The sequence below is a fragment of the Nitrospirillum amazonense genome, assembly GCF_007828045.1.
Classification (GTDB): domain Bacteria; phylum Pseudomonadota; class Alphaproteobacteria; order Azospirillales; family Azospirillaceae; genus Nitrospirillum; species Nitrospirillum amazonense_C.
The window spans coordinates 1-13,734 of record NZ_VITN01000046.1 but is presented as its reverse complement, the minus strand read 5'-3'; the positions used below and the strand labels follow the sequence as shown (position 1 = coordinate 13,734).

Genomic DNA, 13,734 nt, shown 5'->3' with positions numbered 1-13,734 from the left:
CATTCGTGGACACTTCCCACCCTCACAAGCCAGACCTCCTTCCAGATTCGGCGAACAACATCACCAATGGAAGGCGGCCCTCGGCGGAGGGGTACGTTGGGAACACCTGCTACAAGATTCCAGAGACCATGCGGGTAACGTTCGATCACGAAACAAGGGTGGGTGCGTATAACCTATCCCTGATTAAGGCACAGAATGGGATTTACGCATGGGTATCATCAACGAGCCTTGCAGAGTAAGTTCGGAATATGCCGAACTATAGATTTGATGGCCGCAGTTTGCGAAATCGCGCTGGCATAAAGTTGGCCGAGTTGGACGGCAGGTACGTCCGTGACGCCCACGGACACAAGATTGGGCAATTTGAGGGAAAAGTCATCCGCGACGGTCGAGGCAGGCGCCTGGGGGAATTTGACGGAAACACCATCCGCGATCCCATGTTCCATCTTCTAGCAACGCTTGCCGATATGAAGAAGGAAATAGATGGCCCCGGCGGGCTCTCCTTAGCCGCGCTCTGGCTTTTGGTTGTCCGTTAAGGCCGTAGGCCTCAGCAGACGCCAGACTCAAGGTCACCAATCTCCATCTGAGGTCCGCTGGTCACAATCAGTCTGTCTGCTATAAGATCTATAGACTCACAATGCCGGTAGGACCAGCGACCTCCTGGTGTGATGCGGCATCTATAACAGCCTTACATCACTCCTTTTTCCTCCTTTCCCACGGAGGAAGTTTTGCCCTTTGCACCCCCTCCTGCGTCTTTGGCCCTCGCCAAAGCACACCTCGCCCATTTGGCATCAAGATGCGACCATCGCCCGTTTTAAAAATCACGGCGGCAAATCGATTTTCGCGGCCGGGACGAATCCCAATCAGATGCATGTCATACGTCCATGCATCATCGCCATCGGGATAAAATTCGATCCTCTGTATGAAACGTTTTAATTCGTGGCTGATCCGCAGGCGGAGTTCCGTCAATTCGTCACCCGTCGCTTGATCCAGCGTATCTCGAAGTTTACGGAACTGCTCAAAGTGCTTTCGTCCCAGCTCGGGAGAAGCCGATAGGCCTTCCAGTTCACGCACTTTCATTCGGAGTCCTTTCTCTTCCTCCATCAACTCCGAGAGGCGGATCTGAAGGTCCGCAATGTCATCTGCCCCTTCGGCGATGGCGATAAGATTGCGGATCGCACGTCTCACATTCGAGAGCTTGGCTCCTTCAGCTTCCAAGGCATCGCGCGCGCGCTGCGCAGAATCGTCCTTTAAGATGGCAGCGATGTCCAGGTTAGCCAGACTTTGGAGCATCACATTTTCGATCTCATCATAGCGCCATAGCACATACCTACAACTCACCCCGGATTTGGCATTGGAGCACACCAGGTACTGCCATTTTGTGGCCGCACCTTTGTTGACATATCGCATGAGGCCGCCGCAGTACCCGCATTTGCACAAACCGCTGAAGATGTTGGCAAGCCCGTGGCCCTTGCGCCCGCCCTTCCTTGTCCGATCTTCGATGGCCTTCTGGGCCGCAAAGAATTCCTCGTCGCTGAGGACTGCTGGATAGTAGCCCCTAATCACATCCCCACTGGGCCGCCGCGATCGCCCTTTGCCGACCATCGGCTGGTATTCCCCGATGAGCGCCCTGTTATGCACGAGTTTAATAAGGTAAGACCTGTACCATTGGGTTGCACGGCTACTGACGAGTGGCACCCGCTCACTGTTGAGCTTCCGTTCCAAAATGTTCAAACCATAACCATTCCGAATCAGCCTAAAAATTTCGCGGATAGTCTCTGCCTTGGCGGAGTCCAATACGATCTCGCCACCCATTACTGAAAGCCACGCTGGGACCTGGGAGGTCACCACTTCGTTGGAAGCGTTGCGCTTCTTCTCCGCCCAAACAGCCGCAAGACGTTTCGATTTGGTCGCACTTTCCTCATGTGCCCGCGCCATGACCGTCAGGCTCATGATGAGCTGCGTCCAGTTCTGCTGGACCGATTGCTCACTGTACTCCATGCCATCAACCATCGTGACGATGGTAATTCCGGCTCCAATCATTTCCATGAAGATGGGAAGCGCTTTGATGACCCCGGCTCGTGATAAGCGATCTAGACTCTCCACCAGGAGGAACGATCCACTTTTGACCTTGCCGGAACGTACCGCTGCAAGAAAGGTTCCCAGCGCCCCTCGCTCAAGATTGCTGCTGTCGAACGCAGACAACCCGAGATCGCGTAATGTCAACGACTTGTCGATTTCCAGCCCATGCTCATCAGCATATTTTTGAGAAGCCTCCAACTGTCGGCGCAGACTATCGCCCTTGAGCTGTTCTGGCGTGGAGAAGCGAATGTAGGAATAGGCGATTCTTTTCATAGAGCAGCGCTTACCATAGTTTGGGAGGGTCTAATAGGTTATATATCTCTGATGGTCGGGCCGCCGGGGTCGGGCAAGTCCATGCTGGCCGCCCGTCTGCCGGGGTTGCTGCCGCCCCTGGAACCGGCGGAGGCGCTGGACCTGTCCATGATCCATTCCGTGGCCGGCAAGCTGGAGGGTGGGCGGCTGATGCGCCGGCGCCCCTTCCGCGACCCGCACCACAGCGCCAGCCTGCCGGCCCTGGTGGGCGGCGGCGTCCGGGCCAAGCCGGGGGAAATCAGCCTGGCCCACCAGGGCGTGCTGTTCCTGGACGAACTGCCGGAGTTCGCGCGCCCCACGCTGGAGGCGCTGCGCCAGCCGCTGGAGACAGGACGGGCCACGGTGGCGCGGGCCAACGGCCATGTCACCTACCCGGCCCGCGTGCAGCTGGTGGCCGCCATGAACCCCTGCCGCTGCGGCCATCTGGACGACCCGGCCCAGGCCTGCGGCCGCGCGCCCAAATGCGCCGCCGACTACCAGTCCAAGATTTCCGGCCCGCTGTTCGACCGCATCGACCTGCATGTCGACGTGCCGGCGGTGAAGGCGGCGGACCTGTCGTTGCCGCCGCCGCGCGAGACCAGCGCCGTCGTCGCCGCCCGCGTGGCCCGCGCGCGCGGCATCCAGGCGGCGCGCTACGCCGCCCTGGTGAAGCCGGGCCACCCCACCATCCGCACCAATGCCGAAGCCGATGGCGAGCTGCTGGAAAAGGTGGCCGCCCCCGAGGCCACCGGCCGCGCCCTGCTGACCGAAGCCGCCGACCGCCTGCGCCTGTCCGCCCGCGGCTATCACCGCGTCCTGCGCGTGGCCCGCACCCTGGCCGATATGGAGGGCAGCGACACCGTGCGCCGCGTCCACATCGCCGAGGCGCTGAGTTACCGCCGGGTGGTGGTGCGGTGACCACAGTGGGGGCTGGTTTCCCTGTGATATATTTTGTGTCCAACGAATTGTTGGAGAGTTAACCTTATGCCAACCGTGTTTCGTTGGAATGGCTTCAGGTTCTATTTCTTTTCCAACGAAGCCAGCCCGCGTGAACCGGTCCATATCCATGTCGAGCGGGACGGTGGCGAGGCCAAGCTGTGGCTGTTCCCCGAAGTGCACGTGGCCGACTGCGTCGGCTTCAGCCGGTCAACACAGGCCGATCTGGTACGCATCGTGGAGGCCCGGCGGCAAGAGATCGAAAGGGCGTGGAATGAGCATTTCCGCTAAGACGCTGCGCTTTGATGAGCACACCTTGTGGGTAGACCTAGACGACGGGCGCACCATCGGCGTGCCCCTGGCCTGGTTCCCCCGCTTGCTGCGGGCGACGCCGGAACAGCGACAACGGTACCGCATCGGCGCCACCGGTCGAGGCTTGCACTGGGACGACCTGGACGAAGACATCTCCGTCGCCGGCCTGCTGGAGGGCCGGGGCGATATGACCCATCCTGCCCCCAATGCCGCCTGAAACACACCCACCCGCCCTGCTGCTCATCGATCTGCAACGCGCCATCGACGACCCACGCTGGGCGGCCGTGGGGCCGCGCAACAATCCGGAGGCGGAGGCCAACGTCGCCCGGCTGCTGGCCGCCTGGCGTGGCGCCGGGTACCCGGTCATCCATGTGCGGCACGATTCGGTGGAGCCCAATTCCACCTACCGTCCCGGCGCGCCCGGCCACGCCTTCAAGGAGGAGGCGATGCCGGCGGCTGGGGAGGTTGTGGTGGCCAAGCGCAGCAACAGCGCCTTCATCGGCACCGGGCTGGACGACCTGCTGCGCGGGCGGGGCATCACCGCCCTGGTGGTGGCCGGCGTCATCACCAACAACTCGGTGGAGGCCACGGTGCGCATGGCCGGCAACCTGGGCTACGCCACCACCCTGGTCAGCGACGCCACCTGCACCTTCGCCAAGCGTGACGGCCGGGGACGGGTGTGGAGTGCCGAGGACGTGCACGCCCTGTCGCTGGCCAACATGGACGGTGAGTATGCCACGGTGGCAACGACGGAGACGGTGCTGGCCGCCCTTCCCGGCTAAGCCAGGCTGGCGCCGGCCGGGCCATAGCCGATGATCTTCGCGTCCCGTGTCAGCAGCGACAGGCCCTCTACCCGGGCCTGGGCGATGAGCATGCGGTCGAAAGGGTCGCGGTGCAGGGGCGGCAAATCCACCAATTCCCGGCAGTGGACCGGCGAGACCGGCAACAGGTCGATGCCGTCCGGCAGGGTGAACAGCCGGGGGTCATCAGCAATCCGTCCCAAGCTGACCAGCAGGGCGATTTCCCAGAAGCTGACGGCGCTGACCAGCCGGCGCGGCGCCCTGTCGATAAGGCCACGCTCCCGTTCCGTAAGCCGGGCGGGGTCGGCGCGCACCCACAAGAAGATATGGGTATCGAGCAGCAGCGCCTTGGCCATCAGCGCGCCAGGAAGTCATCTACGACGTCATCGGGCAAGGAAAGGTCGTCCGCGATCCGCAGACCGGCCAGATCGCCATACGCGACCGGCGCCGTCGTCAATGCCGACAGCCGGACCACCGGCTTGCCGTTGCGGGTGACGATGATCTCCTCCCCCGCCTCGGCACGGGACACCAGCGCCGCGAATTCCGCCTTGGCCTGGGCCACGGAAACCTGGGTACTCATGGAACGCCTCCGGCCAAGTCACCATCCCATTATGGGACGAGAAGCCCGGCACGCTCAAGAAAAATGACCATGATGGTCATAGTTCCTGGTCGCTTCGTTACTCCGGCCGGAACGCCGCCTGGATGACGGGCCCCAGGTCCGCCATCTCGGGCGGCAGGCGCATGACCAACTCGCGCAACGCCATATCGTCATCCGGAAACAGCACAGCGCTGCCGATGACAGGCAGGGGACCTGGGTTGAGATGGCTGTCCGTGCCGATGCCCTTCCGTCCGGCTGGCGTCACGAAATCCACCGAGGTGGGGCTGCGGCGCACGACGGTGTCCGTCGGATAGGGCCCCCAGATGACATCCGACTTGTCCGACAGCCCTTCGTCGATCACGCCTTGGACGTAATCCTTGGCGACTGGGAACAGGCGGGCGGAGATCTTGGCGACCTCGAACCGGCCCGATGTGTCACCCTCCAGCCAGGCCAACTGCAGGGCCGGGCCCTCAATATGCTGGGCCGCCTTGATCAGGTCGGGACTGGCCAAGGCATTGGCCGTCACCAGCAGTTGGGAGCCGTTGGAGCCGTAGAGCGCGAAGCAGTGCCAGCCCTTGGGCGCGAAGCTGCCGATGCCCCCGGCCTCCTTCGCTGCCGCATAATAGGCCAAACGCCCCGCCGCCTTGGCGGCAAGCGCGGGGGGCAGGGACGGGACGGCGCCCTTCTTCGGGGCGGCCTGCGGCCCCATCTGGCCATCGGCGGGGCAACCGACGAAGGGGATATCGGCGGCCGCGGCCGGCCCCAGGGCGAATGCCGCCCCAACGACCAGGGCACAGCAAAGGACCTGGCGCACGGTGGCGGCAGGCAGGCGGAACGAAGCGCGCATGGGGAATGGCCTGACCGTAAAGGGCCGAATACACTTAAGCATTGCACCCGCCGGCTGATGGCTCAAGCTCAGCCGATGGCGCGGAATGACGCAGCCTTAAGGCAGGCATTCCTTGGGAATGAAAGGGCGAACATCATCGTCCGGCGTCCGGGGAGTGACGCCGCCATAGGGATGGGCTCCGTATGGCCAAAAGCCGTAGCGGGCGCAGGCTCGCATGCACTGGTCGGCGATGCGAAACTGAGCCTCTCCTTCCTCAAACCTATAGCCGCCGCTGCGGCAGGTGACCGTCTGGCCCGTTTTCGCGTTGCGGAGGTGGAATTCGTCATGGTGCGCACAGCCGCTGACCATAAGCGCGCCTGACAGCATGACCAAGGCGACCCGGTTCGAAATTTCCATTCCCCTTTTGCTTGCTATTGGGGAAGCTTTACCTAGGAAAACGGTAAGATCGAGGCAGGGCCGGATCCCTACCCCAGCAACGCCGCCAGCACGCCGTTCAGGCGCTGGCGCCCATCGGGGGTGGCGACCAGGCGATCGTCGTCCAGGGTTAGCAGACCGTGGCGGGACAGGCGGTCCACCGCGCCCATGTCCACGGGGTTCACACCGCCGGCCTCGGCCGTCAGGCGCGACAGGCTGACGCCCTCGGCCAGGCGCAGGCCCATCATCAGGGCCTCACGGCCGCGCTGCTCGGGCGTCACCGTCTCGTCGGCATGGGCGCCGGTGCCGCCCTCTTCCACCCGCTGCAGCCAGATTTCCGGCGCGCGGTGGGTGCGGGTGGCGATCTTGTCGCCGTTCCCCCCTGACTTCCCAAGCGTCAGGCGGCCGTGGGCGCCGGGGCCGATGCCGACATAGTCGCCATAGCGCCAATAGACCAGGTTGTGCCGGCTTTCCTGGCCGGGGCGGGCGTGGTTGGACACCTCATAGGCCGGCATGCCGGCCTGGTTCAGCAGAACCTGAGTCGCCTCATAGAGATCCCCCGCCAAATCCTCGTCCGGCACCACCAGGTCGCCGCGCTGGTGCAGGGTGTGGAACTGGGTGCCTTCCTCGATGGTCAACTGGTACAGCGACAAATGGCCCACCGCCATGTCCAGCGCCCGGGACAGATCATCCTGCCACGCCGTCACCGTCTGGCCAGGGCGCGCATAGATCAGATCGAAGCTGAAACGATCGAAGATGCCCTTGGCCATGGCGATCGCGGCCATCGCCTCGCCAGCGGAATGCTTGCGACCCAGCACCGCGAGGTCGGCGTCGTTCAGCGCCTGGATGCCCATGGACAGGCGGTTGACGCCGGCGGCGCGGAAGCCGGCGAAGCGCGCCGCCTCGGACGAGGTGGGGTTGGCCTCCAGCGTCACCTCGACGCCATCGGTGATACCCCAGTGCTGGTCGGCGCGCTCCAGGATGGCGGCCACCGTTTCCGGCGGCATGAGCGAGGGCGTGCCGCCGCCGAAGAAGACGCTGCTGAGGCGGCGCCCCGCTGGCACACGGGCGGCGAAATGATCCATCTCCCGCAGCATCGCCGCGCGCCAGCGGGCCTGGTCCACGCCCTCGCGGACATGGCTGTTGAAGTCGCAATAGGGGCATTTGCTGGCGCAGAACGGCCAGTGCACGTAAAGGCCGAAGCCGCCAACACCGGCGCCGGCGCCGGTGTTGGCCTCGGGGCCGGCCTCGGGGCCGGCGTCGGGGATAGTCAGCGGAAGCATCGCTCCACCAGCTGGCGGAAGGCCTGGGCCCGGTGGCTGATGGCGTGCTTCTCGTGCGGTTCCATCTCGCCATAGGTCACGGTGTAGCCGTCCTGAACGAACATGGGGTCGTAGCCGAAGCCCCGGCCGCCACGCGGCGGGTTGACCAGCTGGCCGTGCACCTCGCCCTGCACCGTCTCCACATGGCCGTCCGGCCAGGCGATGGTGAGGGCGCAGATGAAGCTGGCGTCGCGCGGCGCGCCGGGGGGCAGTTCACGTTCCACCCGGGCCATGGCGGCCGCGAAGTCCTTCTCCGGCCCGGCCCAGCGGGCGGAATAGATGCCCGGCGCGCCGTCCAGGGCCGCCACCGCCATGCCACTGTCGTCCGCCAGCGCCGGCTTGCCCGCTGCCTTGGCCGCCGCCAGGGCCTTCAGCTCCGCGTTCTCGCGGAAGGTCAGGCCGGTCTCCTCCGGCTCGGGCAGGCCCAGTTCCCCCGCCGTGGGGAAATGGGCGACGTGGTCGCCCAGCAGGGCCGCGATCTCCTTCACCTTGCCCTTGTTATGGGTGGCGATGATCAGGGTGTCGCCAGTGAATTGTCTGGTGGTCATGGTCCGTTCCCTCAGGCGCCGGGCGCGGCCATCCGGCCGCTTGGCTTGTCCTCGATTTCCAGTCCGCTACGCTCCCCGGAAATCTCCGGCGCCCGCGGTCGCAGGCTAGGGGCTTGGATACTCCAAGCCCCGCCGTGTCCATATAGGGTTGGCAGGTTCAGAGGCCCAGGGCGGTCTTCTGCAGGGCGGTCAGCTGGCCGATGCCGTGGCGGGCCAGGCGCAGCAGCTCGTTGAACTGCGCCTCGTCGAAGGGGCGCTCCTCGGCCGTGCCCTGGATTTCCACGATGCCGCCGGAACCGGTCAGGACGAAGTTGGCGTCGGCCTGGGCGTTGCTGTCCTCGGCATAGTCCAGGTCCAGCACGGCCTGCCCGTTGTAGATGCCGCAGGAGATGGCGGCCACGCTGTCGATCAGCGGGATCTGCTTGCATACGCCGATGCGCATCAGGTGGGTGAAGGCCTGGTGCAGGGCGACGTAGCTGCCGGTGATGGCGGCGGTGCGGGTGCCGCCGTCGGCCTGCAGCACGTCGCAGTCGATCTTCACCTGGATTTCGCCCATGGCCTTGCGGTCGGTGACGGCGCGCAGCGCGCGGCCGATCAGGCGCTGGATTTCCTGGGTACGGCCGGACTGCTTGCCCTTGGCGGCCTCGCGATCCGTGCGGCTGTGGGTGGCGCGGGGCAGCATGCCGTATTCCGCCGTCACCCAGCCCAGGCCCTGGCCGCGCAGGAAGGGCGGCACCTTTTCCTCGACACTGGCCGTGCACAGCACGTGGGTGTCGCCGAAGCGCACGAGGCAGGAGCCTTCGGCGTACTTGGCAAAGCCGGTCTCGAGCGAGACGGCGCGGAGCTGGTCGGCGGCGCGGCCGGAGGGGCGGGTCATGGCGGGGCGGTCCCGTAATCTGTCATGGGTGTTTGCGAGGCCCTACCTAGCGACGGAACCACGCCCCTGTCCACCCCGGATGTGGCGGGCGGCCCCGGCGATGATTGATAACACCGCCGTCCGTCATTAGATTTATGGGCATCCTCCCCCGTCCATCAGGCCCCGCCCCCAGGCATGATCACCGAGCTGAACCAGCGTTCCCGCGACATCTTCCGCCAGATCGTGGAAGCCTATGTCGAAACGGGGGAGCCTGTGGGCAGCCGCACCCTGTCGCGCCGCCTGGGCATCGCGCTGTCGCCCGCCACCATCCGCAACGTCATGGCGGACCTGGAGGAGCTGGGCCTGTTGAAGGCGCCGCACACCTCCGCCGGGCGCGTGCCGACGGACGTGGGCCTGCGCCTGTTCGTCAACGGCCTGCTGGAGGTGGGCGACCTGTCGGATGACGAGCGGGAAAGCATCGACGCCCAGTGCGCCGCCTCCGGCCGGTCCCTGCCCGAGGCGCTGGAGGAGGCGACGACCATGCTGTCGGGCCTGTCGTCCTGCGCCGGGCTGGTCATGGCGCCCAAGACCGACCGGCCGCTGAAGCATATCGAGTTCGTGAACCTGCAACCGGGCCGCGCCCTGGTGGTGCTGGTGACGGAGGACGGCCTGGTGGAGAACCGGGTGGTGGAGGTGCCCATGGGCATCCCCTCCTCCGTCCTGCAGATGGCCAGCAACTACCTCAACGCCCGCGTGGTGGGCCGCACCCTGGCCGAGGCCCGCACCCGCCTGCAGGCCGAGGCGGAGGAACAGCGCACCCAGCTGGACGAACTGACCCGCCGGGTGGTGGATACCGGCATGGCCACCTGGGCCGGCAGCCGCAGCAGCGGCGTGCTGATCGTGCGCGGCCAGGCCAAGCTGCTGGACGACGTCAGCGCCCTGTCGGACCTGGAGCGCATCCGCAGCCTGTTCGAGGCGCTGGAAACCCGCGACGCCATGATGCGGCTGCTGGAGGCCACCGGCCAGGCGGAGGGCGTGCAGATCTTCATCGGGGCGGAGAACAACCTGTTCAGCCATGCCGGCTGTTCCCTGATCGTCTCGCCCTACACCAACGGCAAGGACCAGATCGTCGGCGCCATCGGCGTCATCGGGCCCACGCGCATCAACTACGCCCGCATCATCCCCATGGTCGACTACACCGCCAAGGTCATCAGCCGGATGATCGGGTAGACCGGGTGGATCGGTTCGACCACCGGCCGAACAATTCGGCCCATCCCCGCTTTATTCCTGACCGGATCCCCGCATCGCCTCTGGCGTCGCGGGCGCGGGATGCCTATCTTCTGCCCGTTCCGGCGGTGTCGCGCCGCCGTTGTTCCGCACCCTTGTAGAGACTGCCGCTAAGATGACCGATAGCAACGAGACGACCACCGCCCCCGAAACCGACGCCGCCCCGCAGCAGCAAGCGCCGGCATCCTCGGACGCCGTCGCCACGCTGGAAGCCGAGGTCGCGTCCCTGAAGGACCAGCTGCTGCGCAGCATGGCCGAGGCGGAGAACACCCGCCGCCGCGCCCAGAAGGAGCGTGAGGACACCGCCAAGTACGCCGTGTCAGGCTTCGCCAAGGAACTGCTGGCCGTGGCCGACAACCTGCGCCGCGCCATCGAGGCCGTCCCGGCCGAAACCCGCGCCGGCAGCGAGCAGGTCAACACCCTGCTGACCGGCGTGGAGGCGACGGAACGCCAGCTGATCGCCGCCTTCGACCGCGCCGGCATCGTGAAGCTGGAGCCCATGGGCCAGCCCTTCGACCCCAACTTCCACCAGGTGGTGGCCGAGGTCGACGGCACGGACAAGCCCGCCGGCACCGTCGTCACCATCCTGCAGCCCGGCTACACCATCCAGGGCCGCCTGCTGCGCGAGGCCATGGTCTGCGTCGCCAAGGCCGGCCCAAACTCGGCGAAGGTCGACACCAGCGCGTAGTTTTTAACGCCCCCTCAAGCGCCGGGCGCGGCCGTCCAGCCGCGCCCGGCACCTGAGGGCGAACCAACCTAAACCGCCATTACGGCATTCTGCCGTAATGGCAAATGGCATTGGATCAGCGTGCCCTGGTCGCTGTCGCTGATCTCCACATGGCCGCCGTGCAGCTCAACGAAGCTTTTCACCAGTGACAGGCCCAGGCCGGCGCCGGCGGGATGGTTCTGCACTTCGCCGCGCTCGAACTTGTTGAACACGCGCTGGCGGTCGGCGGCAGGAATGCCGATGCCGGTGTCGCTGACCGACAGCACCATTTCCGGGGCCCCCTCCCCCATCTGGCGCCTGGCCGACAGGGTGACCTGGCCGCCCGGCGGCGTGAACTTCACGGCGTTGCTGACCAGGTTGTACAGCGCCTGCTTCAGCCGGCGCTCATCGGCGTCGAGGTTGCCGATGTCGGGGGGCACCTGCACCAACAGGGTCACGTCCTGCTTGCGCGCCCAATCCAGGGTCAGGCCCGACACCGCCTCCAGCAGCTGGCCGACATCCACGGGGGAGCGGTCCAGGGTCATGAAGCCGGCCTCGATGGTGGCCAGATCCAGGATGTCGTTGATCAGGGCCAGCAGGCGGCGGCTGGCCTCCAGGACGCCCTTGGTGTAGTCCGCCTGGCGTTCATTGAGGGCGCCGAAATACTGGTTATTGAGGATTTCGGCGAAGCCCATGATGGCGTTCAGGGGCGTGCGCAGCTGGTAGGAGACATTGGCGATGAATTCCGACTTCAGGCGGTCGGCGGTCGCCAGCGCCTCATTGCTGGCGCGCAGGGCCTCTTCCACCCGCACGCTGTCGGTGATGTCCAGCACGCTGATCAGCACGGCGCCATCGGGCAGCGGCACGTTGGACACATCGACGATGGACCGGTCGGTGCGTTCCAGCCGGCCGGCGTAGCTGGACCGTTCCAAGAGGTCGGCGATCATGGTGCGCCGACGGGCCGGCCAGTCGCCGTCGTGGTCCAGCAGGGGTTGCAGCTTGTCGATCACCTGGGTGATGTGCGGCTCGCCGTTCAGGTCCGATCCCTTCAGCCGCCAGATGCGGGCGAAGGAGGGGTTCCATAGCTTCAGCCGGCCGTCGCCGCCGAACACGGCGACACCTTCCGCCAAATTGTCCAGCGTCTCCTGCTGCACGGCCATCAGGGTGTTGTAGGACGATTCCAGGGCCAGCGCGTTGGTCACATCCTCCAGCACAAACATCAGGCCGCCGAAGGGATGGGGCACGGCGATGGTGCGCAGGGTGGTGCCATCCGGAAGATGGACCAGGTCCTCACGCGGTTCCGTCAGGTTGGTGAACAGGGCCATCTGGGCCCGCTTCCACCGGGGGAAGTCCACCTCCTCCTGCAGGCGCCGGCGGCTGCGCAAATCCTCCAGCACCTCGCCATAGCTGGGCTCGGTCTCCAGCCAGCTCTCGTCCAGGCCCCACAGCCGGGCGTAGGAGCGGTTATGGAACTTCAGCTTGCTGTCCGCGCCATAGATGGCGATGGCGGAACCCAGGTGCTCCAGCACGTCGGCATGGGCAGCGATGTGACGCTCCAGCTCCGACGATAGTTCCTGCTCGCGGGTGGTATCCAGCGCGTGGCCCAGCAGGGCGGCGCCCCCCTCCAGCGGCATCTCCAGCGGCGTTTCCGTCAGGCGCAGCAACTGGCGCTGGCCGGCGACGATGACATGACGGCTTTCCGAGGCCGGCTCCCCGCCCGATAGGGCGCGGGCGGCCAACGACTGGCCGGCGCCGGGACCGGTGACCAGCTCCACGCCCTGCGCCACCACATCCTCCGGCGGCACGCCGACCGCCGTGCCGTAGGCTTGGTTGCACCACGCCAGCGCCCCGTCGGCACGCCGCATCCACAGGGGGAAGGGCAGCAGGTTCAGGGCGGCACGGAACTGTGCCAAGCCTTCCTCCGCCACTTGGCGGCGCCGCTCCTGGGCCTTGGCGTCCGCCGTGGTCGCGGTGACGTCGCGCAGCCACAGCACATTGATCGCCGCCGGCGGATCGCCGCCATCGCCGGGGGTCACGGGCGGCACCACCCGGCGGCCGATCACCAACAGGCTGCGGCGGCCCTGATGGCAGGTCAGCTGGCGGGTGAAGGGGATGCCACCGGTGTCCAGAGCGCGCAACGCCTGGCGCAGCGCCTCGTCATCCGGGGTGGTGAAGGCCCGCGCGATCTCATCCGGGCGACCGCCAGGCTGCGGGTCGGGGATGCCCAGCCAGGCGCCGGCACTGGCGCTGGCGTCGATGACGCGGCCGTCCTGCCAGGCCACCCATTCATCGGGGCAGCCGGCCAGCAAGGCGTCAGCCCGCACCGCCTGGGCCTCGACCCGGGCGCGCTGGCGGGTAAGGCGCGTCAGGCAGACGCCCACCACCACCAGGCTGGCAGCCGACCCCGCCAGCACCAGGGGCAGCGGCAGGTCGGGAAATCCCAGGCGCAGGCACGGGATCCCAGGCGCGGCCAGGGCGGCGACAGTCAGCGCTAGAGGCAGGGCGGTGGCGTTCTTCGGCATGACGCGCGAATCTTAGTTAATGACGGGGTGGGTGCCAAGCCAACGGAAGGCTACGTTTTTGCAGCAAACCGTTGTGTCACCGAACAAAGCATCCTTCCGGGGCGTTCCCCTGCCGCCGGCAGATCGGGTAGGGGGAAGGTTCACACCTCCCCCCTCCCACACCACCGTACGTACGGTTCCGTATACGGCGGTTCATGAAGCGTGGTTTAGGCGTTG

The 13,734-nt window shown here is 66.1% G+C and carries 14 protein-coding genes and 1 pseudogene; 7 read left to right on the top strand and 8 right to left on the bottom strand.

Features of this window, described 5'->3' with window-relative positions; all coding sequences use genetic code 11:
* The coding region (locus FBZ89_RS31290; protein ID WP_211115419.1) for a hypothetical protein at window positions 1-239 on the top strand (239 nt) is incomplete at its 5' end.
* Window positions 240-690: 451 nt separating this feature from the next.
* Here the strand turns inward: FBZ89_RS31290 and FBZ89_RS30100 are convergent.
* Window positions 691-2,352 (bottom strand): recombinase family protein, encoded by a 1,662-nt coding sequence (locus FBZ89_RS30100; RefSeq protein ID WP_145754744.1) that lies wholly within the window; start codon window positions 2,350-2,352, stop codon window positions 691-693.
* 42 nt (window positions 2,353-2,394) lie between these two features.
* Here FBZ89_RS30100 and FBZ89_RS30095 point away from each other — a divergent pair.
* From FBZ89_RS30095 to FBZ89_RS30080, 4 genes and pseudogenes are all read left to right on the top strand, one after another.
* A pseudogene (locus FBZ89_RS30095) lies at window positions 2,395-3,288 on the top strand (YifB family Mg chelatase-like AAA ATPase); the annotation flags it as partial.
* Between the two features lie 66 nt (window positions 3,289-3,354).
* Complete coding sequence (locus tag FBZ89_RS30090; protein ID WP_145754741.1) at window positions 3,355-3,597, top strand: DUF4160 domain-containing protein; 243 nt, start codon at window positions 3,355-3,357, stop codon at window positions 3,595-3,597.
* Window positions 3,581-3,835, top strand: coding sequence for a DUF2442 domain-containing protein (locus FBZ89_RS30085; protein WP_145754739.1), 255 nt, complete (start codon window positions 3,581-3,583; stop codon window positions 3,833-3,835). Before FBZ89_RS30090 ends, FBZ89_RS30085 begins: the two co-directional genes overlap by 17 nt.
* Window positions 3,825-4,400: a cysteine hydrolase family protein gene (locus FBZ89_RS30080; protein ID WP_145754737.1), complete on the top strand. Its 576-nt coding sequence runs from the start codon at window positions 3,825-3,827 to the stop codon at window positions 4,398-4,400. The genes FBZ89_RS30085 and FBZ89_RS30080 overlap by 11 nt, the downstream gene beginning before the upstream one ends.
* Here the strand turns inward: FBZ89_RS30080 and FBZ89_RS30075 are convergent.
* From FBZ89_RS30075 to rph, 6 genes are all read right to left on the bottom strand, one after another.
* Complete coding sequence (locus FBZ89_RS30075) at window positions 4,397-4,774, bottom strand: type II toxin-antitoxin system VapC family toxin (RefSeq protein ID WP_145754736.1); 378 nt, start codon at window positions 4,772-4,774, stop codon at window positions 4,397-4,399. The genes FBZ89_RS30080 and FBZ89_RS30075 overlap by 4 nt on opposite strands.
* Window positions 4,774-4,998: a type II toxin-antitoxin system Phd/YefM family antitoxin gene (locus tag FBZ89_RS30070; RefSeq protein ID WP_145754734.1), complete on the bottom strand. Its 225-nt coding sequence runs from the start codon at window positions 4,996-4,998 to the stop codon at window positions 4,774-4,776. The genes FBZ89_RS30075 and FBZ89_RS30070 overlap by 1 nt, the downstream gene beginning before the upstream one ends.
* Before the next feature lie 97 nt (window positions 4,999-5,095).
* Window positions 5,096-5,863, bottom strand: a complete 768-nt coding sequence (locus tag FBZ89_RS30065; protein WP_145754732.1) for a hypothetical protein — start codon at window positions 5,861-5,863, stop codon at window positions 5,096-5,098.
* 464 nt (window positions 5,864-6,327) lie between these two features.
* Window positions 6,328-7,560 carry a radical SAM family heme chaperone HemW gene (hemW, locus tag FBZ89_RS30055; RefSeq protein ID WP_145754729.1) on the bottom strand — a complete coding sequence of 411 codons (1,233 nt, stop codon included), beginning with the start codon at window positions 7,558-7,560 and terminating at the stop codon, window positions 6,328-6,330.
* Window positions 7,548-8,147 carry an RdgB/HAM1 family non-canonical purine NTP pyrophosphatase gene (gene rdgB, locus FBZ89_RS30050; protein ID WP_145754727.1) on the bottom strand — a complete coding sequence of 200 codons (600 nt, stop codon included), beginning with the start codon at window positions 8,145-8,147 and terminating at the stop codon, window positions 7,548-7,550. The genes hemW and rdgB overlap by 13 nt, the downstream gene beginning before the upstream one ends.
* A gap of 157 nt (window positions 8,148-8,304) precedes the next feature.
* Window positions 8,305-9,024 carry a ribonuclease PH gene (gene rph / locus FBZ89_RS30045; RefSeq protein ID WP_145754726.1) on the bottom strand — a complete coding sequence of 240 codons (720 nt, stop codon included), beginning with the start codon at window positions 9,022-9,024 and terminating at the stop codon, window positions 8,305-8,307.
* Window positions 9,025-9,198: 174 nt separating this feature from the next.
* Here rph and hrcA point away from each other — a divergent pair, with 174 nt between their 5' ends.
* Window positions 9,199-10,233: a heat-inducible transcriptional repressor HrcA gene (gene hrcA / locus FBZ89_RS30040; RefSeq protein WP_004272342.1), complete on the top strand. Its 1,035-nt coding sequence runs from the start codon at window positions 9,199-9,201 to the stop codon at window positions 10,231-10,233.
* 172 nt (window positions 10,234-10,405) lie between these two features.
* Entirely contained in the window at window positions 10,406-10,978 is a 573-nt protein-coding gene (gene grpE, locus FBZ89_RS30035; RefSeq protein WP_040844812.1) for a nucleotide exchange factor GrpE, read from the top strand.
* Window positions 10,979-11,046: 68 nt separating this feature from the next.
* Here grpE and FBZ89_RS30030 read toward each other — a convergent pair whose 3' ends face one another.
* Entirely contained in the window at window positions 11,047-13,518 is a 2,472-nt protein-coding gene (locus FBZ89_RS30030; protein WP_145754724.1) for a PAS domain-containing sensor histidine kinase, read from the bottom strand.
* Window positions 13,519-13,734: the final 216 nt, after the last annotated feature.

Excerpts from the sequence above, each read along its gene's own strand:
- FBZ89_RS30100 (WP_145754744.1), bottom strand. The coding sequence starts at position 2,352 with ATGAAAAGAATCGCCTATTCCTACATTCGCTTCTCCACGCCAGAACAG.
- FBZ89_RS30090 (WP_145754741.1), top strand. The coding sequence starts at position 3,355 with ATGCCAACCGTGTTTCGTTGGAATGGCTTCAGGTTCTATTTCTTTTCC.
- FBZ89_RS30085 (WP_145754739.1), top strand. The coding sequence starts at position 3,581 with ATGAGCATTTCCGCTAAGACGCTGCGCTTTGATGAGCACACCTTGTGG.
- FBZ89_RS30080 (WP_145754737.1), top strand. The coding sequence starts at position 3,825 with ATGCCGCCTGAAACACACCCACCCGCCCTGCTGCTCATCGATCTGCAA.
- FBZ89_RS30075 (WP_145754736.1), bottom strand. The coding sequence starts at position 4,774 with ATGGCCAAGGCGCTGCTGCTCGATACCCATATCTTCTTGTGGGTGCGC.
- FBZ89_RS30070 (WP_145754734.1), bottom strand. The coding sequence starts at position 4,998 with ATGAGTACCCAGGTTTCCGTGGCCCAGGCCAAGGCGGAATTCGCGGCG.
- FBZ89_RS30065 (WP_145754732.1), bottom strand. The coding sequence starts at position 5,863 with ATGCGCGCTTCGTTCCGCCTGCCTGCCGCCACCGTGCGCCAGGTCCTT.
- hemW (WP_145754729.1), bottom strand. The coding sequence starts at position 7,560 with ATGCTTCCGCTGACTATCCCCGACGCCGGCCCCGAGGCCGGCCCCGAG.
- rdgB (WP_145754727.1), bottom strand. The coding sequence starts at position 8,147 with ATGACCACCAGACAATTCACTGGCGACACCCTGATCATCGCCACCCAT.
- rph (WP_145754726.1), bottom strand. The coding sequence starts at position 9,024 with ATGACCCGCCCCTCCGGCCGCGCCGCCGACCAGCTCCGCGCCGTCTCG.
- hrcA (WP_004272342.1), top strand. The coding sequence starts at position 9,199 with ATGATCACCGAGCTGAACCAGCGTTCCCGCGACATCTTCCGCCAGATC.
- grpE (WP_040844812.1), top strand. The coding sequence starts at position 10,406 with ATGACCGATAGCAACGAGACGACCACCGCCCCCGAAACCGACGCCGCC.
- FBZ89_RS30030 (WP_145754724.1), bottom strand. The coding sequence starts at position 13,518 with ATGCCGAAGAACGCCACCGCCCTGCCTCTAGCGCTGACTGTCGCCGCC.